Here is a 22,031-nt window from a genome sequence, read left to right as displayed (position 1 = left end):
AGTCCGTATTCAATGTGAATGAGGATATAATCTTAATTCTTTTGCATTACAAAGATATTTTCCGAGTTGGTTCGGCTGATTTGGTTAAAAAAAAACGCTTTTCGGAAATTAGGATGACAATTGGCATGTCGTGATTGCATTCTCAGTTTTTTGCCTTTTTACGTGAAGAGTCTGTGGCTCACAGCAATTAAGAGGAGGGGGGAAAGGTAGTGAAGAAAAGGTGGTTTGAAAAGATGATATGAAGATGATGGTTCGTAACATGTTGTAATTAAAGTGTTAAATCTGATGTTTTGAGCAACAAAAAAGGGCTGACAACCTGTTTATGTTATCAGCCCTTGAGCTTTCTGGCTCCCCAGCACGGACTTGAACCGCGAACCTAGTGATTAACAGGAAACAGGTGGTTGGCTCTATTCCTCGTTTTCCGGGTCTACTGGACGAATACCGGACGAATTGCCGAGGTCGATAGGACCGAGATTGACCGCTTGAAGTGCTTGGGTGACATGGTCTTTTGTCACATGAGTGTAGATATCTGCGGTGTGTGTTTGGGCATGGCCGAGCACTTCGGCTATAGTCTTGGCTCCGTATCCTTCCATGGCCAGCAATGCCCCGGTGGTGTGGCGTAAGGAGTGAAGTTTCAGATGACCATACCCGGCAGCCCGAAGACTGTCTTTTACCTTATGGGTGATGGTGTCAGGGTGACGCCAGCGCCGGAAGATTCTTTTGCCTTCATCCAAGTCCATTGAGTTCAGTACGGCCTTGAACATGGGATGCATAGGCATCCATTCCACGACGAGATGACGCTTCTTTTTTCGTTCTACCCGGATAAGGCCACGTTCAGAGTCGATGTCTCTGGGGTACTCCAGGGCAAGGAGCTCAGTCCGTCGGAGTCCTGAGAAAATATAGGCGACGGCCATGCGCTTTACATGAATGTCTTTGATCTTCTTGATGTAATCTTTTGCCTGGGCAGCATCCAAGAAACCCGGTTCGGTGTTCCCGCCCGGAATTTGCTTCACGCCTTTGAGTGGGTTTGTTCTCAGATACTCCCATTCAACGGCCTTGTTCATTACCGTTTTAGCATGGCGGATATAACAGTTGATGGTGTTGGGCTTCCGGCTTTTTTTCAAGAGGTCGGTTGTCATGGTGTCAATGACCTTTTGACCGATGCGATCCAGGCGCATTGATTTGCCGCCGTATTCTACCAGCTTATCCAAAGCTTTTCGGTTCCCTGCATAGGTGTGCTTATTCTGAACTTCAATGGCCCAAGCAAGATATTCATCCTTGAATTGCTCAATGGTGACATATGTTTCACCCTTGATATAAGAAAGTTTTCCGGCAAGCCATTCCTGGCGAATCGCCGTGAAGATTCTCTTCGCCTCTTTGCCGTCCGTGATAGTGCGGCCACAAAACTTTTTCAGGCTGTGGCGCTTGCCGTCTATCCATATGACATAGGCTCCGGTGTCGTTTCGCTTAGACAACTTCATAGTGTCTGAATAACCAATCATGCCGCCCCTCGCAAGGCCGCCCGTATCGCGGCCCGATCTACATCGATTTGAATTTGTTCAATACCAAGAGCTTTCTCAAGCGATTCAACTGAATAACGACGATGGCCCCCCGGCGTTTTACGCACTTCCACCTTTCCACCATCAGCCCATCTGGCCAGTGATTTGGGGTGTACATCGTAAAATTCGGCAGCTTTTGCCGGAGTGATCCATTGTCGATTCATGCTAACCTTGACGCTCGTAGGATTATTTATTTGTCTTTGTTGTTCACGTCGTCTGAAGATTTTTGTTTTTTGGACAAACAAAGCACCATGTGATCAGCTCCGGCTTGCCGGTGTAGCGACACCATCTAAAGCCAGGGTGTCCATGGCCGCCCTCATCTGCCTCCAAAAAATCACAGCCACTACACTTAACGGGCATTGTCTGGTGATGCCTTATTGGTGCGGATTTGAAGAATGTGGTTGTCGTAGGCTCGCATGACCTTGACCCAAGCCTCGTAGAATCCCTTTTTATCACCCGAGCACCACGCCTCGACCAATTCGGTCCCGGCAGCCTGTCGCTCAACGGGGGGCATCACCTTGAGCAAAGTAAGCGCAGCGAGATAGGCGTGAGTGTTTGACTCCATCGCCTGCACTGCGGACAGACATGGGCCGAGCGTCAGGGCCATAGCCAAGACAATTGCTGCTAATTTCATTTTTCCTCCGAGTTGTTCATATTCTGCGACTTTTCTGGAAACACCTCGTCGACCTTCACCGGGCAGTTCTCATAGGAGCATTTGCCGGAAGGGTTGAGGTGTTCGGTGTCACATGAGCAAGAGTGTCCCTTGCGCCAGGGGCAGACGTTGCCATTGACGACTATAGCCCACTGAAAAGGCTTCGCTCCGTCTGGGACTTTCCACTCATTCATTGGTTTTCTCCAGGTTGGTAGTATCAGTTTGGATAAACTCTATCTGCTCGGCCTCTTCACAAACCTCGCAGATATCACGCCCCTGCTCGTCAACAGTCATTCTCGCTGAGTCATAGTAGCGACCACAAACTGGGCAACGTACATCTTCATTTTCGTAAGGCATCACTTCCTCCCATTCGAGGTTAAGGCCGGGACCGTTCATGTAAGGTTTTCTCATGTCAGTTGATTACTCTTGCGGCCTCGCGCAATTCGTCGGCTCTGTCAGAGTAAAGTTTTGATACTTTCGGGTCGGAAGTCGCACACGACAATGCCCCATCTTTGTGGGCAAAAGCCTCCTCGAGCAGAGCAATCTTTTCTCGCATCTGCTTATCTTTGATTTTGCGCTCAACCTCTTGACGGTATTCATAGCTTTTCACGTTGCCCCCTTATGCTGAGTTCTACGGCCTATATGGCTTGGCTGGTTGACATTCTCATCGACTCCAACGCATTCTGCTTGAAAATCGCTTTTCCTATTTCACACTCACGTTGGAGGACTTCCCCATGGCAAATTCTGAACATCTTAAAATACTGAAGCAAGGCATTGAGGTCTGGAATCAATGGAGGGAGGACAATCCGAAAGTAACGCCGGATTTTCAAGGGGCGATCCTTCAAGGAGCGAACCTCAAGGGGGCGGACCTCAAGGGGGCTAACCTCCAACATGCGGACCTCCATGGTGCGAATCTTTGGGGTGCATCGTTGCAAAACGCGCATTTAATTGGGGCGGATGTAAGCAATGTTGTCTTGTGGGAGGTTGATTTGGCAAAAACCGTCTTTCTTGATGGTAAAGACAGCCCTCTCATCCTGGATGGTGCCGATCTGTGGGAAGCCAATCTCAAAAAGACCTGTTTCCCTTCCCTTCAGGCAATGGAGAAACTGGCCCGACCGCTCTCGGTTGAGCAGCAGCGAGATACCATATATCTCGACAACACACAGCAGATAGTGGAGGAACCGTTCATTGAGTTGACCGAACAGGCGCTCAAAGCGAAACGCAATTTGATCATTCTGATAGTGTTGTCTTTCGTTCTCGCGGTGGGACTTTTGGATATAGCTCAATTCAAGCCATTGGGGTTTAAGCTCAAAGATGGCAACGAAATCTGGCTCTATGTAGGAACTATGGTTGCCACCGTCTATTTCATGGTCACACTCTACCTCACGGGCTGGGAGACATTTCAAAAATGGAAGCTGCGAAGGACCGGAGTGGGGGAAGCTATTCTGAAAAAGGTTCAGGACAGAGGTGGGTTTGCTAGGGCTGGTCAGAGTATTCAGCAAAGTAACAGTCGCGCTCTTGGCGAAAAGGCAAACCGAAAGATGGAACAACCCGTGGTTGAACAGCACACGGCCTATGCGGATATCCACTCGACCTTGGATGACGTGCGCAGCCTCCTGAAGGCTGAGACAACCGACATGGAGCTGGTAAATAAAAACCTTGAACAGATCAAAATGAAAGAGCCTCTTCTGATCCACTTGACCAAGAAGTTCAACCAGCATCAAAGCTTCATTGTCAAAAAATTCATTATCGAATTTCATGTCACTCTTGGTTTCGGCCTCCTGGCCTTCATCGCACTGGCATGTCGCATGTTCATTTTGGGCATTGGAAAGCCGGAAGAAGTTTCTCTTTTTCATTGTTTATCCCCGTGGTTCTGCTGATTCTCAGACTGCCATCGGCAGTTCTGCTTGTTGGTGCTTTCTCGCTTCCCTGGCCGTGTAATCGGACCAATGGAATGAAATTTGTTGTTTGGCTGGCAGCCATTCGTTCATGAATTCGAAAACCATCTGGAAGCCGTAGCGGTCCATGCAGAGGTTCCACAAACGAGGGTGGGTCTTTTGCATTAGTTGGAAACGGTTGGGCCACGGCTCCAGGTGGACGCCGAAGGCACACGGAAAGCACCCGGTGCGGTGGTAGCCAAGATCATAGATGGGGCAGTATTCAAGGTTATGGACGGCGGTATATTCGCGTACATCTTCATCCGTCCAAAACGCCATTGGCCATGAACGGGGCCGGTCAATATCAAATGCGTTGCAACCGTATTGCAGGTACACCTTCTCCCGGTTCTTGGCTTCGGCAGCACGAACACCAACCAAAGCATGGCCCGTGCCTTTCATGGCGGCTTTCTTGATCTTGTCGCAGCACTTGTCAGAAACCTTGAACGGCGCACCTATGAGGAATTGCCACTTTTGGGGGATTGTACTCATGGGGGAATGAGTCCCGTTTTCTCGCCAGCCAGTTGTGCGAAGGCGTACTATCTGTGCGGTATTGGCCCGTTGGACTTCACCCACATATTGCGCCACACGCTTGGAAACAACCGGGTATCCATACTTGCCTATGACTTCATGAAACTTCATTTTTGGGCGTACCCATGTAACGCCGGGGGTAGACTTCACGAACTTGCGTATATCCGGGTATTCGGTTCCGGTGTCCGCGAAGTAAACAGGCAGCGCATGGCCGTCGATATGGGGGCAGGTCCGGGCAAGATGTAACAACACGGTGCTATCCCAACCGCCTGAGAAAGACAGCGACGCCTCTTTGCCCCAATAGGAAACCCATGCCGCAATGCGCTCCCATGATTCCTTGATCTTGCGTTCAAGGGGCCATGCAATGCGCTCGGCATATTCGTGGGCTGTGATTACGTCTTGTGTCATTTCGTCTGCCTATTTTGAATACGTTGCCGCGTCTTCAAACGCGCCCTTGGCTCTCTGGTTGCACAAGTTGAGCTTGGTTATAATCCGGTCGCACAGTCGGCGCGTGATGTGGTAACGAACCTTGGCATTTTCTCCAATTCTGGACGCTAAGTCGGTCGCTTGAGCGGTTGGGCCGACAAGGGCAGCGGCAAGCCGCATAGACGCTCGTTGATAGCGGTACGCTTTGCGAAGATATTTGTTTGCCTTTTCCCGCTTCTCTGCGAGTTCGGCAGCCTCATGGTAAAGGTAGGTGAACAGCCCGGCAGAATCACATTCCAGATAGCATTCCTCACCGCAGCAAATGCGGACGCCTTCTGCGGTTGAATGGATTTCAATTGCGTACTTCTGGTGATACCAAGGTTCTGCCGTAAAGATAATTGTAGCCTGATAGCCGTCCCATTCGCCGTCGATAGTGTCGAATCTCAGTGTACTGGCCTCATACGAGTATTCAGAGCAAGGGCCATTCTGAAAGTCATGCACAGCCTCTTTAAACTCGGCCAAGGTCAGCCCGAAATAGTCTTTCTGATCGTCTTTCATTTTGCGCTACCTACTATCAAACAGGTTACGCGCCGAGCGTGGACAGACCTTCATTGAAGGCATCCTTGCGCTCGTTGCAAAGGTGTTCGTGGATGGCTTCGCGGTATGTGTCCATGTCGTAGTTCGTCTTGGACAGCTTGCCGCCAGTAGCGACATCGGCAACGCGGGAGAGAAGGTCTTCAAGCCTCATTACTTCATCAAGGAGAAGCTTGACCGCTACACGTTCACCGTAGTTTGGATTCCATCCCTCGTTGATCCCGTTGTTGTCTTCAATCAATCCCTCGACCATGACGGTGGCAAAGCGTCCGTCATGGAAGACGTCGAGAAGATCAAGGACGCGGACCTTGCTCGGTTCATCCGCCAGAGATTGGGATTTGCGGTCTTTGTTGGGGTTTTCCCCTTCCCACATGACCGTGAGTTCGCGCTTTGCCATACTACCCTCCATTCTCTTCGATATTACCGAGCATAAAATTGTACTCGCATGCGGGACATTCGCACCACGCTATGCCGTTTGACATTGACGGGGTGACAGTCGTGTCACTCTTTATGGCCGCGAGTTCGCCTTTGAGGGTGGCGTTCTCATCGCGCAATCTCAAAAACTGCTGGTATCCAACTCCATCAAGGGTATCGGCGACCTTCTTCAAAAAGTCTGGGCCAAGAGGGTCGCCCTTGCGGATCGTTTCGGCCATTTGCTTTGGGGTGAGTTTATTCATCGTCTGCCTTCCTTTAATTCTCTTCTAAGATTTGAATCACAACCTGTTGCTTCATGATGAAGGCACAAGTTGAATTGTCGAATCCGCTGGCCTGCGCCTTGTCGTAGTCGGCTTCGGCCTTGCGAATGACTCTTGCGTATCCGTCACGGTGTGGGCTTGCAGGATTGGCAAGCGCATCCAGGGCACGAACTATCTCAGACGCAACATGAACGTTGTCGCTTACGCTGGTGTCGGGAAATTCCATTTCGCCACCTACCTCTCATCATCTGATTGTTGTTTCGAGCAGAACAGCCGTTCCTCGGTCGTCACTGCTAACAGCCTTCAACACACTTCCCCACGGGGTGAAAATGCCCCTCGAATGCTTGGTGTGTCCGATGTTGATTCCGTCATGATCGCAGCACCGTACGTCATCGGCGTGAGGACAGTAGATTGTGGCGAACACGCGCACATCATAAGTGTCCGGGAATCCCTCAAGAGCGGATATCAATTCTGCTTTTGTCATGTCTGACTACTCCTAGAAATTTGGTAAATGGCCGGGATGATCAGGACTCTCAATAACGGTCCTTGCCACACATGTGGCTCCCGGCCATTTGGGTTCGAGGACGATCCTCGAAAATTGGCTTTGACTGCGCGGCCAGTTATCCGGGGTGTTGGCTGGCCGCGCAGTGTCCAGGGATGGTTATACGTCTACGATGCCTTCTGCCGGGCCGCTGTTTGGGCAGCGGGGGTGGGCAGGAATGCCTACTCTTACTCGGGGGTATTCGCCGAAGGTCGGGTAGTCTGAGGGAATCAGGTATTTGGGGCTGACTCCTTTTTCTATCCAGTCGGGGTGGTATCCGCGCTTGGCAGCTATGACGAGCCACTTGTAGGGGATGCCTTTTTGCCGGATGTATGCCGGGGTGATCCGGGACAGGTCGAGCTTGCCAGCGAGGTCAATGTGATCCGTGGCACCCATGGCTTCGCACAGGCGGCGGAGGGGGGCGTTTTTATCCTTGTCCATTGTTCTGCTCCTTTCGTGGGTCGTCACAGTATTCGAGTTCGGCCAGCAGGACCGGGTTATCCCTGTAGTAAATCCAGACCCGCCATTCGCCGTGAGAATCGGTAAACGGGACGGATTTAGTATAGCTGTGCAGTGGCTGTGTCCGGCTCTGGGGCCAGTAGCGCACCGGGGTTTTCAGAGCGGTGTCGGGCAGGACGCCGAGTGGTTCAGGTTCGACGCCCATGCCCTTGGTCAGGTGGAGGAGTATCAGCCGGGAAATTCCTTCCAGAGTAAAAAAGCTCACGCTTTCGCCCTCGCGGGTGTGCCACTTGTCGCCGATCATGACGCGGTACATGCCGGGCATTCCGCCGTGTTCGTCTTCCCACAGTTCTGCGGGGTAGAACGATGTTTTCAGGGTGCCTGATTCCCCCTTGAACTTGGGGAGAACCGCGCACGGTTTATGCTTGCAGGTTGCCATGGTCTTTTTCCTTTTGGCCGGGAGCGGACAGGGAATGCACCGCTCCCGGCCGGGCCTTGGTTTGTCCTGCTCTACGGAGGAAAAGCAGGTATGTTGAACAAATAGAGGCGGTCTGATATCGAAAGAGGACAAACTCAATCAATATGGAGACTCTCATGCGAAATTTTGTGTTGGTGCTGGTGACTTTTGCTCTGCTGATTGGTGCAGGGTGTGCGAGTAGAGGCGAAAAAGTGCTGGCTAACTGTAAAACAGATTATGAAAAGGTTCGTAAATGTGAATTGTTTGCAAAAATGTACCTTAACCCAAGGGGGCCGATAGCTCAGAATGCTGGTAGTTTGTGTCTTGATGTCTGCGACAAAGCCAGTCAACAGGTCCCGAACAATCCTTTTCCCGCTTTTTGGCATGGGAGAATTAATCTTCATAACGGCAATAAAAAAGAAGCGTGTAATTCTTTTAAAGTGGCCTATGACAGGGGATTAACAAGTGCTTTCTTGATGTACTGCAATGAAGATGGAAGTCCCAAATAATGGAATGGTGGCAACCATTTCTTTTTTTGCTGGGAGTGGGCGCTTGTTTGTTTTTAAATTTTCTTACTTTTGGGGATGGTGACGAGCTGTTTCCAAGAAAGACAAAGCAGAATAAATCCAAAGTAACGGATAGTCATAGGCGCCATAATTTTATCCTAAAAGACAAACCTTTTCCCAATTCACGCCCACCTAACGGTGAAAGTGCGAATCCCTACAAGCCAACAAGAGAAGTGACAAATCCACTTGAACGAGATTTGTCTCCAGCTCTGGAAGATCGCTTTGTCTATTGGGAAACAGAAGAAGGGCTACAACGCTTTGATGTTCAGTCTGAGTGGGAGTGCTATGACGAGGATTTAGAAATGCTAGAACCGCATTCCAAATTGTCGCCTGTTTTCGTTGATTTTCCGTCATATGATCCAACGAAATTGGAGTATCCAGAATACAAGAAGTGGAAAGACTTCTGTGTTCAAATCAATCACTTCGTGCCCTATCGCATATTCAAAGAATTCGACGATTAATCCCTGTATGTCAAAGAACGAGTGGCGCCGCTGCGCGTGCGCTCCAGTCGAAACCGGATGGGTGAAACCGTTTGCGGGCCGCGGCCGCGCAGGTGGTTCTCTCGACCTGTTGAGTAGATGCTAGGAGAAAATCTCCTCTCAGTCAACAAAAAAATAGGAGAAAATCTCCTATACAAGCAGCGGGCTTTGCGATGAACACAATGTCGCTAGCACGATTATTCCATATGGCCCAACGCTGGTATCCTGTGGGAAGGGTTGGCGAAAAAAACTAGGAGGGCTTTATGGAAACTGGACTTGATCCAATTGATGCGTTGTTTGATGTTGACTTGGCGTTAAGGTTCTTGGCCAAGAAGTGTAGTGATGAATATGTTCAGGTGCTTTTAGAGATGGTTCGTAAAGAACATAGAAAAGCAATTCTTGAATTGAACGAGAGAGGGTATGTTCCGAGTAAAGTGGGTTAAGTGGTTGAGTCTGGGACGATGCTCAGACTCTTCTTTTTGATTTTATCCTGGTGACGTTGTTCAATCATATGACTGAGATATCCTATGTCTACTCCAAGTACTTGTGCTATCCTGCGAACCTCAAAGAATTTTAATTGACGCCCCTGGTTCCTGGCATTCCGCCAGACACGTACAGAGTCTTTTGAATGAGGGAACACGCGGCGCCCTATTTCTGCGTCACTCAAATTTTTGTCATTCAATTCGCTGACTATTTCGTAAAGCGCTTCATAGAGTATTTTGTTTTCATTCATACTAAATTCTTGCCATTTTATTTTTTGCTTTGGTAGGGCGTTGCATCTCCTTGACGAAAGAGGAGAAAATCTCCTACCATTGCATTCATGAAACATAATACCTTTTCACAAATCGTTACTTCGTTACATCGAATTTACGGTAATCATTCCAAGGCAGCTCAAGCGTTAAGCCTCCCGCCGAGAACATACCGAGACAATCGGAGGGAAGGACGCTTTAAACGTCCTCAGACTCATGAATTGGCAATAAAGCTTATCCAGGAACATGAGTCTGCATGTTTGATTAACAGTAATTAATTTATCGCAAAGTCACGAGGGGAATGACATGAGTAAAGTAACTGTATGCGGTGCGCCTCATGATTGGCAGCGGCGTGCAAATGACCTGTTGGGTGCCAACCTTGTGGGTGATATGTGCGGAAAAAAATCCAGGAATCAGGCGTATCGGTGGAGTAGAGAGCCGGGGACCGGGGAAAACCAGAACGGGCCGCTCAAGCATGTGCTGCTGGTGTGTGACGCGCTGGTGGCTGAGGGCAGTGCGGAAGGGCGAGAGGCCGCGATTGATGCGGCTCGTGTGCTTGTTTCCCATTTGATGGAACTCGGGCTGCCTGTGCGGTTGGCCATGGATGTGCCGACTTTGTGTGACGAGAGCGCAAGCATGGCCTCGCAAAAGTTGTACCGGGCCGTGTCCGACTGCATTGCGTGCGGGGTGGAGAACAAGCCGGTGCCGCTGTTGTGCGCGCACAGTGAGCATGTGATGCAGCGGATGCAGTTGTTTGTGCGGGCGTATGCTCAGGACTACGCTGATCCGCACGGGGTGCGGTTTGCCGGTGAGCTTTCCGAGCAGGTGCAGGCAGATATCGCGGCCATGGCCGAGGGGGTTGTGCGGAACAAGCGGGGATTCTGGACGACGATTTTTCGGGCAGTTTTGAAAAAGGTGCGGGGGGCGTAGGCTGTGCGTGCTCGGAATATCAAGCCCGGTTTTTTCACGAATGAGGAGCTGGTGGAGTGTACGCCGTGGGCTCGGCTGTGCTTCATCGGATTGTGGTCCATGGCTGACCGATGCGGGCGGTTGGAAGATCGTCCCAAACAGATCAAGATGAAGATTTTTCCGGCAGACAGCATTGATACGCTGGAGCTGCTTGACGAGCTGTGTGGGCATGAACTGGTGGTGCGCTACGAGGTTGACGGGAGGCAGTATCTGTACATTCCCGGATTCGAAAAGCACCAGACTCCGCACTATAAGGAGCAGGAAAAATACCCGGCTTGCCCCGGATTTAATGGCAATGGTGGAGGGGCAAACCCCGGACCAAAGCCCGACCATAGACCCAAAAGTCCAAGACAAGCCCAAGACAAGCCCAAGACTGGCCCGGTGCAAACCCCAGACGAGCCTCCCCTGAATCCTGAATCCTTAATCCTGAATCCTGAATCCAGAGAAGAGAAGAAGGCCACCAAAGTGGCCGCATACACCCAGGCCTTTGAGGTCTTTTGGGCCGAGTACCCGAAGAAGGTCAAAAAAAAGTACGCCTTTTCCTGCTGGAAAAAGATCAAGGGCGTGGACGCCCTGGTCATCGTGGAGGCCATCAAGGCCCAGGTTGCCGGGGATCACTTTCGCGGCAACGATGGCAAGCAGTATGTCCCGAACCCCTCAACGTGGCTCAACGAGGGACAGTGGGAGGATGAAATCAAGAGCCAGACCAACGGCGACGATGAACTGCCGCCGGAACTGAGGTGATGCCATGACGGAAGCAGAGCAGATCAAGCGCAAGTGGGATGAGTTTCGCCGGGTGTGGCGGCTGATGTGGCTGGCGTTTGGCAAGGATGAGCCGAAGCAGGAGTTCAAGGAGGACGTGTGGGAGCAGTGCCAGTACATCCCGTTCGAAGCGTGGGGATACATACTGGTGCAGGTGCGCGGCATGGACGCGCCGCCCCGGAACTGGGCCAAGAAGCTCAAGGCGTTGCATTTTCAGTGGCGGGAGAGCAATGGCGGGCAGCAGCAGCCGGAGATACGCCGGGAGCGTGGTGACATCGGCTATTTCGAGACGCTGATGAAAGAGGCCAGGGAGCGGAATCCGCACATGAACCCGCTTGATTTGGTGCGGATGATTCGGCCTGTGTATGAGGGGCGTGAGCAATGTACGCCACGGACCCACTAAAATTATATCAACTCGGCGCGCCGCTGCATGAGCTGCTGGCCGCTGAAAAACACTGGAGGGCGCTTATGCAGGTTAGGCTCATTCGGTACGACGAGGATCAGGACGGGACGTTTGGCGTGTTGCTGGTGGATGGCCGTCCGTTTTGCTCGGTCCTTGAGCCGATGGACAAGGGCAACGCTGTCAACATTTCGTGCATTCCTGCTGGTGAGTATGTGTGCGGGATTGTGGATTCTCCGCGATTTGGCAGGACATTCGAGGTCAAGGATGTACCGGGCCGGTCCCATATTTTATTCCATGCCGGGAACGTGGTCGAGGACACGCATGGGTGTCTGCTGCTCGGCGAATACGAGGGCAAGCTGCATGGTGATCGTGCCGTGCTCAATTCGGGCAATACGTTCCGGCGGTTTCTGGCTGCGTGTGTTGGATTGACCGAGTACAGGCTGGAGATTCTTGAGGCAGTGTAGTTTCACTTTCTCACTGATTTTTAAACTCAGTGGTGTGCAAGGTGTCGTGAAACCGAGGCATGGTATAGTCAAAAGCGTGTTTTATTGGCTTGAAAAAATGGCGAGTTGTCTATTTTTTTTGATGCCATGGTTTCCGAACGGTTGTGCAAACGAGATATGAGTACAGGAATCAATATGTTAGCAACAAACCCGATGAAGGGATGCCGTCCGTTGAACGGATTTGAAGTGGTGGCGATCAAAGAAGCATTTTGCAGGTCGGAGAACTATCGGGACATCTGTTTGTTCGTGCTGGGGGTATCGTGCGGGTTCCGGGTTTCCGAGATGCTTTCGTTGCGGGTGCAGGATGTGCACTCCGGTGGCAAGGTGCTGGAGTGGTTGACGATCTTACAGACCAAGACGGACGACACACGCACGGTGATGCTCGGTGACGATGACAAGATTGCCATTGATGCACAGGTCACGGCCTTGCGTTTGGCCGGGTATTACTCGCCGGGAACCATGCTGTTTCGGAGTCGGGAAGGGCGCAATAAGCCGATCAGCCGGACACGGGCGTGGCAGATACTCCACGATACGGCGCGTGCGCTGGGCATGGATGGCAAGATCGGGACGCACTCCATGCGCAAGACCTTTGCCAACAACACGTTTGAGGCGGTGCTCGAAGACGCGGCCAAGCATGGCACCAAGGCTGATGCGCTGCTGGAGACAGCCAGGGCAGGAGGGTGGAAGTCCGTGGACTCGTGCCAGCGGTATCTGTCGTTTCGCATGGAGCCTCAGCTCCGGGCCAAGCAAGCCAACACAGGACAGTTCGGGGTGTTGCCCCATCCCAAAGGGGCGCGGGCGTGAACGAATATATTATCAAGGGGCGGGACAGAATTGCCAAGGCTGTAGGAAAAGCATTCAAGGATGTTCCTACACTTGTCGAACGAGAAGGGTTGCCAGCATATCAGGAACGCGATGGTGGACCGTGGTTCGCCCGGCCTGATGATCTTGATATCTGGTCAATCTGGAAGGCTGACCAGTATCTTCCTGAGAAATGGGGGGAAATTCGTAGTCAATATCAGCACCTTGTTTCCCCTTCAAACAAGGGAAATGTATCTGGCTGAAAAAGCTGTCAATAGGAAATGATGGTCTAAAAGTACCCTTTTGGACGCCCAAAACTATGTCAACGTGGTTTTGGGCTTTTTTGTGGGGTTACGCTGTGGGCTACAGCCGTGCGCATTCCCTGAGCACTCCCGGTCCTGCCTCCTCACTTGTTGGGGCAGGACCGGGAACACGGGAAACAAAAGGAGTCATGATGGCATTTGGGGTTGACGGAATACTGAACATCGGCAGCACGATCATCGACAAGATATGGCCCGATGCCGGTGAAGAAGAGCGCGGGAAGCTCAATCTCATCTTGTCGGAGCTGGCTGCACAGGTGCAGGTGCTGGTGACCGAGATGTCTGGCAACTGGCTGCAACGGTCATGGAGACCGATACTCATGCTCGTGATCGTAGCCATCGTGGCGAACAACTATCTTGTCTATCCCTATCTTGCCCTGTTCTGGCCTGAGGCACCGGAACTCTCGTTGCCGCCTGAATTGTGGCAGCTCATGAAAATCGGTGTGGGTGGCTATGTTGTTGGCCGCAGTGCCGAGAAAGGCGTGGATATCTGGAGGAACAAGTAGCCATGGATGAGACGTCGCATGACCTGCTTGTTCGCATTGATGAGCGCGTGGCTGGCATTCAGGAGGAAATCAGGGGGATCAACGATGACCGGCGGTGTCACACCCATACGGAAAAGATCAAGACCCTTGAGCGGATCGTGTGGGGATGTCTGGTCGGTGTTGCCGGGATGGCCATAAAAACTGTTGTCGATCTTGTGAGGCCATGAAGAAGGACAAGGGCGGAAGGCCAACGAAATACAGGGAGGAATACGCCGCGCAGGCAAAGGAAATGTGTCGGTGGGGTGGGTTCACTCAGGCAAAGCTCGCCAAGGTTTTCGGGGTTGGGAAGGCAACTGTCACTGCCTGGATACAGACGTATCCGGAGTTCGAACGGGCGATTCAGGAAGGCAAGGATATTTTTGACGTCAAGGAAGCTGAACGGTGTCTGCTCAAGCTGGTGAAAGGGTTCCGGTATCGGGAAAAGAAATTTCAGCGTTTCCCTGTGACGGACGAGGCCGGTGAAATTGTGGATTGGGAGATGGTGCCGGTCGAGGAGCGCATCAAGCAGGTGCCGCCCAATGTGCGGGCCATTGAAACATTTCTGAGGAGTCGTGACCCTGTGCGGTGGCCGAATGCGAAGCAGATTGATTTGAACGGAAACATGAACCTGACCAATACCGGGTCTGATCTGGCTGAATATCTGGATGAGATTGACGGGACAACACAAGGCTTGGAGCACGATGAACCGATTGCGGAATAGACTGTGGAGGCTGAACAACCTCTACAAGATCATGACCAAGGAAGACGGGATTATGCAGTTCCGTCCGAATTGGGGCCAGATGCAGTTTTTGCAGGGCTGGCACAACCGCAATGTCATCCTCAAGGCGCGGCAGCTTGGGTTCACCACGCTCATGTGCTTGATCGCTCTGGACATGTGTCTGTTCAACTCCAATGTGCGCGCCGGTATCATTGCCCACCACAAGGATGATGCCAAGGCGTTTTTCCGGGACAAGGTGAAGTTTGCCTACCGGAACATGCCGGACGCTTTCAGGGCTGCACGGCCTATCGAGACAGAGAACGTGAATGAACTCATGTTCTCCAACAACTCATCCATTCGCGTGTCCACCGGGTTCCGGTCAGGGACCATCAACTTTTTGCATCTCTCTGAGTACGGCAAGATATGTGCGCGCAAGCCTGAAGTGGCCCGCGAGATCAGGACCGGTGCTTTCCCTGCGGTGCCGAAGACAGGGGTTATCACCATTGAGTCCACTGCCGAAGGGCAGACCGGCGATTTCCATGACAAGAGCAAGGCGGCGCGTGACCTGCAATTGAGTGGGCGGGAGCCGGGACCGCTGGACTACAAGTTCTTTTTCTTTCCGTGGTTCAAGAACCCTGAGTACGAGCTGGATCCGAACAAGGCCATGCTCCACCGGCACCACGAGGAATACTTTCAGGGGCTTGAAGCCAACCTCGGCATACTGCTCAGTGCCGAGCAACGTGCCTGGTACGCTGCTGTGCAGAATGACCAGCAGGACGACATGAAACGGGAGTATCCAAGTACCCCGGAAGAGGCTTTTGAGGCGGCTATCGAGGGCGCGTATTACGCTTCGCAGTTCGCTGGCATCCGGGAGAACAAGCAGATTTGCAATGTGCCGTATGATCCGGCCCTGCCTGTGCATACTGCGTGGGATCTGGGCATGGCTGATTCGACATCCATCTGGTTTGTGCAGGCTCTCGGAGATCGTGAGTACCGCGTAATCGACCACTACACCAATTCTGGCGAGGGGTTGGAGCACTACGCAAAGCACTTGGATTCCAAACCGTACAAGTATGGCAGGCACATTGCTCCTCATGACATCCGGGTCAAGGAACTCGGCAGCGGCAAGTCCCGGCTGGAAACGGCCCGTGGGCTTGGGATCGTCTTTGACGTGGCACCGCAACTGTCTGTGCAGGACGGCATCAATGCGGCCCGGAATATCCTGCCGAAATGTTATTTTGATGAGCGGAAATGTTCGGAAGGGGTCAAGTCGCTGGAGGCGTACCGCAAGGAGTGGGACGACAAGAACGGGTGTTGGAAAAACAATCCGCTGCACGACTGGACAAGCCATGATGCTGATGCGTTCCGGTATTTTGCCGTGGGGTTCAAGACGCCATCCACCACCAAACTGAAGAGCACGTACTGATGATACGCCGAGTGGATACGCAGCCTGTGGAACTGTGCGGGTTTGAATACGCGCAGGAGGAATACGAGTGGTTTGAGCTCGTGGGGCCTGATGGCGGTGTGTATGCCGTGTGCGGGCTGACGTTCAGGGATGACCAAGCGTGGCTGTATTGGCGGATACTCGGGTTTTCCGTGGGGGCGTTGAAGGAACTGCGAAAGTTCGATGTTCCGTTGATGAAAGGGTTCTGCATGGATCGTGGGGCCACGGTCATGATGGTGGCCAGCGACGACAAGAGGGATGTGCACTTCACCCGCATGGTCGGGTTCATGGGGTTTGATGTGCAGATGTTCGGATTTCAACGGTTGGAGGGGTGATATGTGCGGGTCGATCAGTAATTTGTTTCCCAAGGACATGAGTTTGTTTGAAAAGGTCGTGTCCGGCGTGACCGCTGCCGGGGCTGTGGCAACCACTGCCAGCGGGTTGATGAACAGCGGGGCCAAGGTGACGTCTGCGCCGCGTGCAGTGGATACGAGCGCGGCTGATGCCGAGGCCATGCAGAACAGACAACGGGCGCTTGCCAAGCGGAGCAAGACGAAGTCCACGAATCTGACGGGTGGGCTGGGCGTGAAATCCCCGGCCAATGTGGGGCTGAAAACCTTGTTTGGGGGGAATTGATCATGTGTGGTTCCAGTTCCGGCAGTAAGAGTGGCCCTGCAACAAGCAGCTTTGGCGGGTATAGCTTTGGCAAAGGGCTTGGCAGTATCGCAAGCCAGCGGCGGGCTGAGAACCGTGCTGCGATGAGTCGAGGGACCAATGTCACGAACAGCCCTGGATACAAGGCCAACACGGCAACGGGCAAGCAGACCATGGGCGGTGCTGTGGCTGCGGTGGCTGCGCCTGTGGCTGAAAAACCGTCTTTTGTGGTCAACACTAATCCGCAGTTGTCTGTACCAACGGCCCCGATTACCGCCTTTCGTGAAATGCAGGAGGATGATGGGGTTGTGAATGCGGCAACCTATTCGAAGCTCGGCATACAGGCCATTGAGCAGGGGCGGCTGCGAGCAGATGCCCGGGATATGACACGGGCTGAGAGGGACTTCTCTGAATATGGAGAATTCAAGCAGCCAAAAGGCACGCAACCATTTGACCGGACGAAGTCGGTTTTTGAGCCTGACCGGTGGATTGGCGGCAAAGCTTGGGACGCTTTGACCGGTATTGAGAGGACCGCCCCCATGTCCGAGATGATACGAATGCACAGGGCCGGTGTCGGCAAGACTGCTGCCAAAGAGTTGAGTCAAGGGGATGACAAAGTCGTAGACGGTAAAATTGCGCAAGATCCTCTTGGGCTAGCCATTGATATGGCCGGTGGAGTCTTCAACATGGTCACCAGAAGTCCACTTTCAGCGCTCTACAGCTTTGGTAAGGCAGGCTCAACACTCTATGATTACAACACAATGGAAAAAGCGGGTGTTTTCGGGACCAGGAAAAAGGATGAGGAGCGTGTGACACGCTCTGACACGGCCATACCGCGCCGTGCGCCGGGAACGTCCACTGAGGCCAGCACCCCGACACTGGGGATGCTGGGCAACAACAGTTCCAGACAAGGTGTGTCCGTGACTCCGGTGGTGGCTGATGATGATGCCCCGACACCGGCTGTTGCTCCCCGCAAGGTGACGCGCAGCCGGTACAAGTCCACGTTGCTGACTGGCGGGTTGGGGTTGCAGAGCGAGGCGAATACCCTGTTCAAGAAACTGTATGGAGCGTAGAGCATGCCGCTGATTGAAGACCAGATAAATGGATACATTGAAAGGGAATCCAAGGCGCGGTCTGCCGCTGCAACGTGGCGGGCGCATGTGCAGATGTGTGCCGAGATTTTCAAGCCGCGCAAGGCCAAGATGGAGATGCGCGGGATAGATGGGGACAAGCGGCACACTGCCGTGTGGAACGGGACGCCGGAGGATGCGCTGGACGTGGCCGCTGCCGGGATTCATTCCGAGACCATGCCGCCGGATGCACTGTGGGGCGTGTTCGAGCCTGATGACGAGTTTGAAGCCGAAGACAAGGCAAACACCCTGTGGTGCCAGATGGCCACCAAGAAGGTCATGACCGGGTTCCATGAATCGAATTTCACCATTCAGAGCCATGAGGCCATCGTGGATGTGCTGTATGCCGGGATCACCAATACCTTCATGAAGGAAGGCAAAAAGACGGCCTTTCATTTCTCGACCCGGAATCCGTTTGAGTATGTCTACTTCGAGAATGAGGAGGGGGAAGTGGACACGGTCATGGGTACCGTTGAGTTGCCTGCGCGTGTGGCGCGTGAGCGGTTTGGCAAGGATGCGGGCAAGCCGGTGCTGGAGGCTCTGAAGAACAACGAGCTGGACAGGAAGTTCGACTATCTGCACGTGGTGGTGCCGCGCAAGGACAGGGACAGCACCAAGGGCGGGGCGATGAACGCGCCGTGGGCCGAGTATTACATTCTCAGGTCCGAAAAGCATGTGGCGCAGGAAAAGGGGTATTACGAATTTCCGTTTCTGGTGGCTCGCGGGAGCAAGTCCTTTGGCGAGATTGCCGGACGCAGCCCTGCCATGAAGGCTCTGGGTGTGGGGCAGGCTCTCCAGGTCATGGAGGTCAATACACTGGAGGCCGGAGAGAAGCGGGTCAAGCCGTCTCTGGTGGCCACCAATCAGGGGTGGCAGGCAGCCATCACTGCCAAGGCCGGGACCATCAACTACAATGACAGTTATTCCAGCGGCGGGCAGCCGCCTGTGAGTGAATTGCCCGGTGGTGATCCGGGGTGGGGCCGTGAGGAAATCATGGGCAAGGAAGAGGAGATGCGCCGGTATTTCTGCGTGCGTGCCTTTGAGATGGAAGAGGTCAAGACGGATGTGACGCTGGGCGAGCGGCAGATGCGCAAGCTTGAGAAGGTCAAGCAGATTGCGCCGCTGTTGCACCGGTTTTTCCTTGAATACATCCGCAAGGCCATGATGCGCGGGCTGTACATGCTCATCCGGCGCGGTGAATTGCCAGAGCCGCCGGAAGGGCTGTCCAAGCTCAAGATCGGCATGCGTTCCCCGTTGTTCCTGCTGTTGCAGCATGGGGCTGAAACCGAGGCCGTTCAGGGCGTGTACGAGCTGGCTGCATTCATTGCTGAAAAGCGGTTGCAGTTCGGTGAATCCCCGGTGTTTGACAATCTCAATGACGATGAGGCGTTCCTTGCCGGTATCAAGCAGTGGAACCCGCCAGCCAAGATGCTGGAAGACAAGCAGCAGGTGGAAGAGATGCGGCAGAGTCGGGCGCAGCAACAGGCCGCGCAGCAGCAGATGGAAACATTGGGCCAGGGCGTGGACATGGCCGCAAAGCTCGGAGTGAATGATGGCGTGGACGCTCAAGCGGTTCAGTAGCGCGCTGCGTGCGCGTGGCGCGTATCGCAGGATTTTCAGGACTGAAGACGGTCAGCGTGTGCTGGCTGACATGGCCGAACGGTACTGTGTGACCCGGCCCATAAGCAGTGAAGGCATGTCTGACAGACAGGCATGGAAAAACGAGGGCAAGCGGGAAGTGGTGATTGATATCATGAACACGCTGAACCTTGACCCTGACACCTTACCCAAGGAGTACGACAATGGCTGATGAACCCATCGAAACCCCGACTGAGGCCCCTGTACAGGACACGCCCCCCGCAGATGACGGCGGTGGTGACAACTGGATTGCATCCGTGCCGGAGGAATTCCGCGAAGCCAGCTTTGTGGCCAAGTACAAGACGCCGGAGGATTTTTTCAAGGGCGTTGACAATCTGAGCAAGCTTGCCGGGCAGAAGCAGAAGGGGCTTGTGGCTCCGGGTGAGGGCGCGAGTGAAGAAGAGGTTGCGGCCTTCAATACTTCCCTGCGCGAGTTGTCTGGTGTGCCGGGTTCCCTGGAAGAGTATCAGGGAGCGTTGCAACTGCCCGAACTTGGTGAAGGGGCGATGATGCCCAAGTTCATTGAGATGGGGTTCACCAACGGTGTGCCTCCGCAGGCCATGCAATCCATTATTTCCGGGTTGAGCGAAGAGCTTGCCAATGAAGAGCAGGCAGTCATGCAGGCGTACAGCGCGGAGCTCCAGAAGAACATGGACGCCGTGAAAAGGGATTGGGGTGACGAGTTCGATTACAAGCTGAATGTGGGAGAGCGGTTCCTGTCCAAGTTCTCTGATGAGACACGGCAGATGCTCACCGATGCGGACTGGAAGAACAAGGCCCCGCTGGTGCGTGATCTGTACGAGCTGGGCAACCGGTATCTGGGTGAAGGGGATCTGGCGGATGTCAACTCAGGCGGAACTGGAGGTTCTGATGTTCCGACCATGGCGGGGCTGGTCGCCATGAAAGAAGACCTTCGATATAAAGACCAAGATCAGCGTGATCCCAACTACGTCAACGAAGTCCATGAGTATGCCAAGCGGCTGACCGAATTTCAGCAGGCGAACAAGAATTAATCAATATCGTCGTGCGGCGGGACGTAAAACCGCCGCCCGGCCCCCAAGGGACCGGAGGCCCGAAAGGACACCCTCCATGGTTTCAGGAAGCGGGACACCCGGAATTGATCCGAGGCGTTTTGTTTAACGAAAACTTAGGAGGACACCATGTCCGATTCTATCGATCAAGTGTTTGTCACTGAGTATTCCAGTGATTTGAAACATGCCTATCAGCAGGGGGCTTCCCTGCTCCGCAAGACGGTCTTTCTCAAGACCGGTGTGAAGGCGTCCACTGTCAAATTCCCCAAGATCGGCAAGGGCAAGGCTGTGCAGAAGACTCGCCATGGCATTATCCCGGCCATGAACGTGGAACACTCCCGTGTCTCCGCAACCATGGAAAACTGGTACGCGCCTGACTGGGTGGACGACTTCGACCAGATGATGACCAACATCGATGACCGAGCTGCCCTGTCCGAAGCCGGTGCCGGTGCCTGTGGCCGCAAGGTTGACGAGCTTATCTTCAACCAGATGACCCTGACCGACAACATCGTTGACCTTGGTACCACGGATTTCGGACTGGTCCATGTGCAGAATGCTCTCATCAAACTGAACACCAAGACGGTGCCCAATACTGAGCGGTATGCCGCTCTCGGTTCCATTCAGTGGGAACAGCTCATGGGCATCGAAGCCTTCGCCAATGCGGACTATGTGGGCGACAAGAAGCCGTGGCTCCAGAACACCGAGGCCAAGACCTGGCGCGGCGTGACCTGGATTCATCATACGGAACTGCCCATCACCGACACGGTGCGCGAATGCTTCATGTGGCACAAGCGTGCCGTGGGTCTGGGCGAAGTCTCCGACATCGTGCTGAAGACCAAATACGAAGAAGAGCGTGACTCTTGGTTCGTCAACAACAAGATGAGTCTGGGCGGCGTGCTGATCGACCCCGAAGGCGTCGTGAAGATCCAGTGCAAGGACACCGGCTCTCTGCCTGCTGCCTAAGTCAATGAATGCGGGCCGGGATGATTCCGGCCCCTAACCTCCATTCAAGGAGCACACATGACCAAGAAGAAAGACGACAAGAAAGCATCCATTGTCCTCGGTGAACCTGTGGACGAGGTGGTGGATTTCCTGACTGATTACTTCGGACAGGTGGAAAAGGAAGGCCGCAAGGTCAAGGGGCTTGACCGGATCAAGGCTCTGAAAAAATCCCTGGACGACGCCAAGAAATAGGCCGGACCAAGGAATAACGCAGCCCGGTATCAACCGGAAGGAGCTAAGCCATGGCTTACAACAAAGAGAACCTGAGACTTGTGGGCGGGTATCCCGGTGACAACCTGTATATCTACAGCAGCGATGATGCCATCGCCACCGTGATTACATCTGACTACTTTGGCGACGCTGAAAACGACTACAACCTGACCGCAGGCGATATCATCATTGCCAAGACCGGTGATAACGCCGCAGCTGACATGCTCGTGGTGTCCGGTGTTTCGCCTGCAACTGTGGTCAACGCCACCTAGAACCTCGA

38 protein-coding genes are annotated in these 22,031 nt (G+C 53.3%); 23 read left to right on the top strand and 15 right to left on the bottom strand.

Annotation, left to right across the window (positions count from 1 at the left end):
- Nucleotides 1-407: 407 nt before the first annotated feature.
- From SRBAKS_RS03140 to SRBAKS_RS03115, 6 genes are all read right to left on the bottom strand, one after another.
- Nucleotides 408-1,502: a tyrosine-type recombinase/integrase gene (locus SRBAKS_RS03140; protein ID WP_229593572.1), complete on the bottom strand. Its 1,095-nt coding sequence runs from the start codon at nucleotides 1,500-1,502 to the stop codon at nucleotides 408-410.
- Nucleotides 1,499-1,723: a helix-turn-helix domain-containing protein gene (locus SRBAKS_RS03135; RefSeq protein ID WP_229593570.1), complete on the bottom strand. Its 225-nt coding sequence runs from the start codon at nucleotides 1,721-1,723 to the stop codon at nucleotides 1,499-1,501. The genes SRBAKS_RS03140 and SRBAKS_RS03135 overlap by 4 nt, the downstream gene beginning before the upstream one ends.
- A 185-nt stretch (nucleotides 1,724-1,908) precedes the next feature.
- Complete coding sequence (locus SRBAKS_RS03130; RefSeq protein WP_229593568.1) at nucleotides 1,909-2,193, bottom strand: hypothetical protein; 285 nt, start codon at nucleotides 2,191-2,193, stop codon at nucleotides 1,909-1,911.
- Nucleotides 2,190-2,405: a hypothetical protein gene (locus tag SRBAKS_RS03125; protein WP_229593565.1), complete on the bottom strand. Its 216-nt coding sequence runs from the start codon at nucleotides 2,403-2,405 to the stop codon at nucleotides 2,190-2,192. The genes SRBAKS_RS03130 and SRBAKS_RS03125 overlap by 4 nt, the downstream gene beginning before the upstream one ends.
- Nucleotides 2,398-2,607, bottom strand: coding sequence for a hypothetical protein (locus tag SRBAKS_RS03120; protein WP_229593563.1), 210 nt, complete (start codon nucleotides 2,605-2,607; stop codon nucleotides 2,398-2,400). The genes SRBAKS_RS03125 and SRBAKS_RS03120 overlap by 8 nt, the downstream gene beginning before the upstream one ends.
- 16 nt (nucleotides 2,608-2,623) lie before the next feature.
- On the bottom strand, nucleotides 2,624-2,821 hold the full coding sequence (locus tag SRBAKS_RS03115) for a hypothetical protein (protein ID WP_229593560.1): 198 nt from the start codon (nucleotides 2,819-2,821) through the stop codon (nucleotides 2,624-2,626).
- A gap of 124 nt (nucleotides 2,822-2,945) precedes the next feature.
- On the opposite strand from SRBAKS_RS03115, the gene SRBAKS_RS03110 reads away from it, so the two are divergent.
- Complete coding sequence (locus SRBAKS_RS03110) at nucleotides 2,946-4,091, top strand: pentapeptide repeat-containing protein (protein WP_229593558.1); 1,146 nt, start codon at nucleotides 2,946-2,948, stop codon at nucleotides 4,089-4,091.
- 3 nt (nucleotides 4,092-4,094) lie between these two features.
- Here the strand turns inward: SRBAKS_RS03110 and SRBAKS_RS03105 are convergent, their stop codons facing one another.
- The 8 genes from SRBAKS_RS03105 to SRBAKS_RS03070 all read right to left on the bottom strand — a co-directional run bounded on the left by SRBAKS_RS03105 (nucleotide 4,095) and on the right by SRBAKS_RS03070 (nucleotide 7,830).
- Entirely contained in the window at nucleotides 4,095-5,084 is a 990-nt protein-coding gene (locus SRBAKS_RS03105) for a phosphoadenosine phosphosulfate reductase family protein (RefSeq protein ID WP_229593555.1), read from the bottom strand.
- Nucleotides 5,085-5,093: 9 nt separating this feature from the next.
- Entirely contained in the window at nucleotides 5,094-5,660 is a 567-nt protein-coding gene (locus tag SRBAKS_RS03100; RefSeq protein WP_229593551.1) for a hypothetical protein, read from the bottom strand.
- A 25-nt stretch (nucleotides 5,661-5,685) separates the two neighbouring features.
- Nucleotides 5,686-6,093, bottom strand: coding sequence for a hypothetical protein (locus SRBAKS_RS03095; protein ID WP_229593548.1), 408 nt, complete (start codon nucleotides 6,091-6,093; stop codon nucleotides 5,686-5,688).
- 1 nt (nucleotide 6,094) lies between these two features.
- Nucleotides 6,095-6,373 (bottom strand): hypothetical protein, encoded by a 279-nt coding sequence (locus SRBAKS_RS03090; protein ID WP_229593546.1) that lies wholly within the window; start codon nucleotides 6,371-6,373, stop codon nucleotides 6,095-6,097.
- A 13-nt stretch (nucleotides 6,374-6,386) separates the two neighbouring features.
- The gene (locus SRBAKS_RS03085; protein ID WP_229593543.1) at nucleotides 6,387-6,617 is read right to left on the bottom strand and encodes a hypothetical protein; all 231 of its coding nucleotides are present in this window, start codon (nucleotides 6,615-6,617) and stop codon (nucleotides 6,387-6,389) included.
- An 18-nt stretch (nucleotides 6,618-6,635) separates the two neighbouring features.
- Entirely contained in the window at nucleotides 6,636-6,875 is a 240-nt protein-coding gene (locus tag SRBAKS_RS03080) for a hypothetical protein (RefSeq protein ID WP_229593540.1), read from the bottom strand.
- A gap of 177 nt (nucleotides 6,876-7,052) precedes the next feature.
- Complete coding sequence (locus SRBAKS_RS03075) at nucleotides 7,053-7,373, bottom strand: hypothetical protein (RefSeq protein WP_229593537.1); 321 nt, start codon at nucleotides 7,371-7,373, stop codon at nucleotides 7,053-7,055.
- A complete protein-coding gene (locus tag SRBAKS_RS03070) occupies nucleotides 7,360-7,830 on the bottom strand; it encodes a hypothetical protein (RefSeq protein ID WP_229593534.1) in 471 nt (156 codons plus the stop codon). The genes SRBAKS_RS03075 and SRBAKS_RS03070 overlap by 14 nt, the downstream gene beginning before the upstream one ends.
- Nucleotides 7,831-7,985: 155 nt before the next feature.
- On the opposite strand from SRBAKS_RS03070, the gene SRBAKS_RS03065 reads away from it, so the two are divergent.
- From SRBAKS_RS03065 to SRBAKS_RS03055, 3 genes are all read left to right on the top strand, one after another.
- Complete coding sequence (locus tag SRBAKS_RS03065; RefSeq protein ID WP_229593532.1) at nucleotides 7,986-8,357, top strand: hypothetical protein; 372 nt, start codon at nucleotides 7,986-7,988, stop codon at nucleotides 8,355-8,357.
- On the top strand, nucleotides 8,357-8,875 hold the full coding sequence (locus SRBAKS_RS03060; RefSeq protein ID WP_229593530.1) for a hypothetical protein: 519 nt from the start codon (nucleotides 8,357-8,359) through the stop codon (nucleotides 8,873-8,875). The genes SRBAKS_RS03065 and SRBAKS_RS03060 overlap by 1 nt, the downstream gene beginning before the upstream one ends.
- A 281-nt stretch (nucleotides 8,876-9,156) precedes the next feature.
- Complete coding sequence (locus tag SRBAKS_RS03055; RefSeq protein WP_229593527.1) at nucleotides 9,157-9,336, top strand: hypothetical protein; 180 nt, start codon at nucleotides 9,157-9,159, stop codon at nucleotides 9,334-9,336.
- Here the strand turns inward: SRBAKS_RS03055 and SRBAKS_RS03050 are convergent.
- Nucleotides 9,333-9,626, bottom strand: coding sequence for a hypothetical protein (locus tag SRBAKS_RS03050; RefSeq protein WP_229593525.1), 294 nt, complete (start codon nucleotides 9,624-9,626; stop codon nucleotides 9,333-9,335). The two genes, SRBAKS_RS03055 and SRBAKS_RS03050, sit on opposite strands and share 4 nt — an antisense overlap.
- A 322-nt stretch (nucleotides 9,627-9,948) precedes the next feature.
- Here SRBAKS_RS03050 and SRBAKS_RS03045 point away from each other — a divergent pair, with 322 nt between their 5' ends.
- From SRBAKS_RS03045 to SRBAKS_RS02955, 19 genes are all read left to right on the top strand, one after another.
- Nucleotides 9,949-10,572, top strand: a complete 624-nt coding sequence (locus SRBAKS_RS03045) for a hypothetical protein (protein ID WP_229593523.1) — start codon at nucleotides 9,949-9,951, stop codon at nucleotides 10,570-10,572.
- A gap of 3 nt (nucleotides 10,573-10,575) precedes the next feature.
- Nucleotides 10,576-11,355, top strand: coding sequence for a hypothetical protein (locus SRBAKS_RS03040; protein ID WP_229593521.1), 780 nt, complete (start codon nucleotides 10,576-10,578; stop codon nucleotides 11,353-11,355).
- Between the two features lie 4 nt (nucleotides 11,356-11,359).
- A complete protein-coding gene (locus tag SRBAKS_RS03035) occupies nucleotides 11,360-11,776 on the top strand; it encodes a hypothetical protein (protein WP_229593519.1) in 417 nt (138 codons plus the stop codon).
- Entirely contained in the window at nucleotides 11,755-12,240 is a 486-nt protein-coding gene (locus SRBAKS_RS03030) for a DUF5675 family protein (RefSeq protein ID WP_229593517.1), read from the top strand. Before SRBAKS_RS03035 ends, SRBAKS_RS03030 begins: the two co-directional genes overlap by 22 nt.
- Before the next feature lie 174 nt (nucleotides 12,241-12,414).
- Nucleotides 12,415-13,083 (top strand): tyrosine-type recombinase/integrase, encoded by a 669-nt coding sequence (locus SRBAKS_RS03025; protein ID WP_229593514.1) that lies wholly within the window; start codon nucleotides 12,415-12,417, stop codon nucleotides 13,081-13,083.
- Nucleotides 13,080-13,343: a hypothetical protein gene (locus tag SRBAKS_RS03020; protein ID WP_229593511.1), complete on the top strand. Its 264-nt coding sequence runs from the start codon at nucleotides 13,080-13,082 to the stop codon at nucleotides 13,341-13,343. The genes SRBAKS_RS03025 and SRBAKS_RS03020 overlap by 4 nt, the downstream gene beginning before the upstream one ends.
- A 188-nt stretch (nucleotides 13,344-13,531) precedes the next feature.
- The gene (locus SRBAKS_RS03015) at nucleotides 13,532-13,906 is read left to right on the top strand and encodes a 3TM-type holin (RefSeq protein ID WP_229593508.1); all 375 of its coding nucleotides are present in this window, start codon (nucleotides 13,532-13,534) and stop codon (nucleotides 13,904-13,906) included.
- A gap of 2 nt (nucleotides 13,907-13,908) precedes the next feature.
- Nucleotides 13,909-14,112 carry a hypothetical protein gene (locus SRBAKS_RS03010; protein WP_229593506.1) on the top strand — a complete coding sequence of 68 codons (204 nt, stop codon included), beginning with the start codon at nucleotides 13,909-13,911 and terminating at the stop codon, nucleotides 14,110-14,112.
- The gene (locus tag SRBAKS_RS03005) at nucleotides 14,109-14,645 is read left to right on the top strand and encodes a helix-turn-helix domain-containing protein (RefSeq protein WP_229593504.1); all 537 of its coding nucleotides are present in this window, start codon (nucleotides 14,109-14,111) and stop codon (nucleotides 14,643-14,645) included. The genes SRBAKS_RS03010 and SRBAKS_RS03005 overlap by 4 nt, the downstream gene beginning before the upstream one ends.
- Nucleotides 14,626-16,068 (top strand): terminase large subunit, encoded by a 1,443-nt coding sequence (locus tag SRBAKS_RS03000; protein ID WP_229593501.1) that lies wholly within the window; start codon nucleotides 14,626-14,628, stop codon nucleotides 16,066-16,068. Before SRBAKS_RS03005 ends, SRBAKS_RS03000 begins: the two co-directional genes overlap by 20 nt.
- Nucleotides 16,068-16,421: a hypothetical protein gene (locus tag SRBAKS_RS02995; protein WP_229593499.1), complete on the top strand. Its 354-nt coding sequence runs from the start codon at nucleotides 16,068-16,070 to the stop codon at nucleotides 16,419-16,421. Before SRBAKS_RS03000 ends, SRBAKS_RS02995 begins: the two co-directional genes overlap by 1 nt.
- A 1-nt stretch (nucleotide 16,422) precedes the next feature.
- Complete coding sequence (locus SRBAKS_RS02990) at nucleotides 16,423-16,722, top strand: hypothetical protein (protein WP_229593497.1); 300 nt, start codon at nucleotides 16,423-16,425, stop codon at nucleotides 16,720-16,722.
- A gap of 2 nt (nucleotides 16,723-16,724) precedes the next feature.
- Entirely contained in the window at nucleotides 16,725-17,813 is a 1,089-nt protein-coding gene (locus SRBAKS_RS02985; RefSeq protein WP_229593495.1) for a hypothetical protein, read from the top strand.
- Nucleotides 17,814-17,816: 3 nt separating this feature from the next.
- Nucleotides 17,817-19,451 (top strand): portal protein, encoded by a 1,635-nt coding sequence (locus SRBAKS_RS02980; protein ID WP_229593493.1) that lies wholly within the window; start codon nucleotides 17,817-17,819, stop codon nucleotides 19,449-19,451.
- The gene (locus tag SRBAKS_RS02975; RefSeq protein WP_229593490.1) at nucleotides 19,420-19,680 is read left to right on the top strand and encodes a Bbp19 family protein; all 261 of its coding nucleotides are present in this window, start codon (nucleotides 19,420-19,422) and stop codon (nucleotides 19,678-19,680) included. The genes SRBAKS_RS02980 and SRBAKS_RS02975 overlap by 32 nt, the downstream gene beginning before the upstream one ends.
- A complete protein-coding gene (locus SRBAKS_RS02970; protein WP_229593487.1) occupies nucleotides 19,673-20,521 on the top strand; it encodes a hypothetical protein in 849 nt (282 codons plus the stop codon). The genes SRBAKS_RS02975 and SRBAKS_RS02970 overlap by 8 nt, the downstream gene beginning before the upstream one ends.
- Nucleotides 20,522-20,668: 147 nt before the next feature.
- Nucleotides 20,669-21,502, top strand: coding sequence for a phage capsid protein (locus tag SRBAKS_RS02965; protein ID WP_229593484.1), 834 nt, complete (start codon nucleotides 20,669-20,671; stop codon nucleotides 21,500-21,502).
- A gap of 57 nt (nucleotides 21,503-21,559) precedes the next feature.
- Entirely contained in the window at nucleotides 21,560-21,733 is a 174-nt protein-coding gene (locus SRBAKS_RS02960) for a hypothetical protein (protein WP_229593482.1), read from the top strand.
- A 50-nt stretch (nucleotides 21,734-21,783) separates the two neighbouring features.
- On the top strand, nucleotides 21,784-22,023 hold the full coding sequence (locus tag SRBAKS_RS02955) for a hypothetical protein (protein WP_229593479.1): 240 nt from the start codon (nucleotides 21,784-21,786) through the stop codon (nucleotides 22,021-22,023).
- Nucleotides 22,024-22,031 lie beyond the last annotated feature (8 nt).

This window comes from Pseudodesulfovibrio sediminis (assembly GCF_020886695.1).
Classification (GTDB): domain Bacteria; phylum Desulfobacterota; class Desulfovibrionia; order Desulfovibrionales; family Desulfovibrionaceae; genus Pseudodesulfovibrio; species Pseudodesulfovibrio sediminis.
The sequence above is the reverse complement of the archived record's forward strand: the minus strand, read 5'-3'. Positions and strand labels throughout refer to the sequence as shown.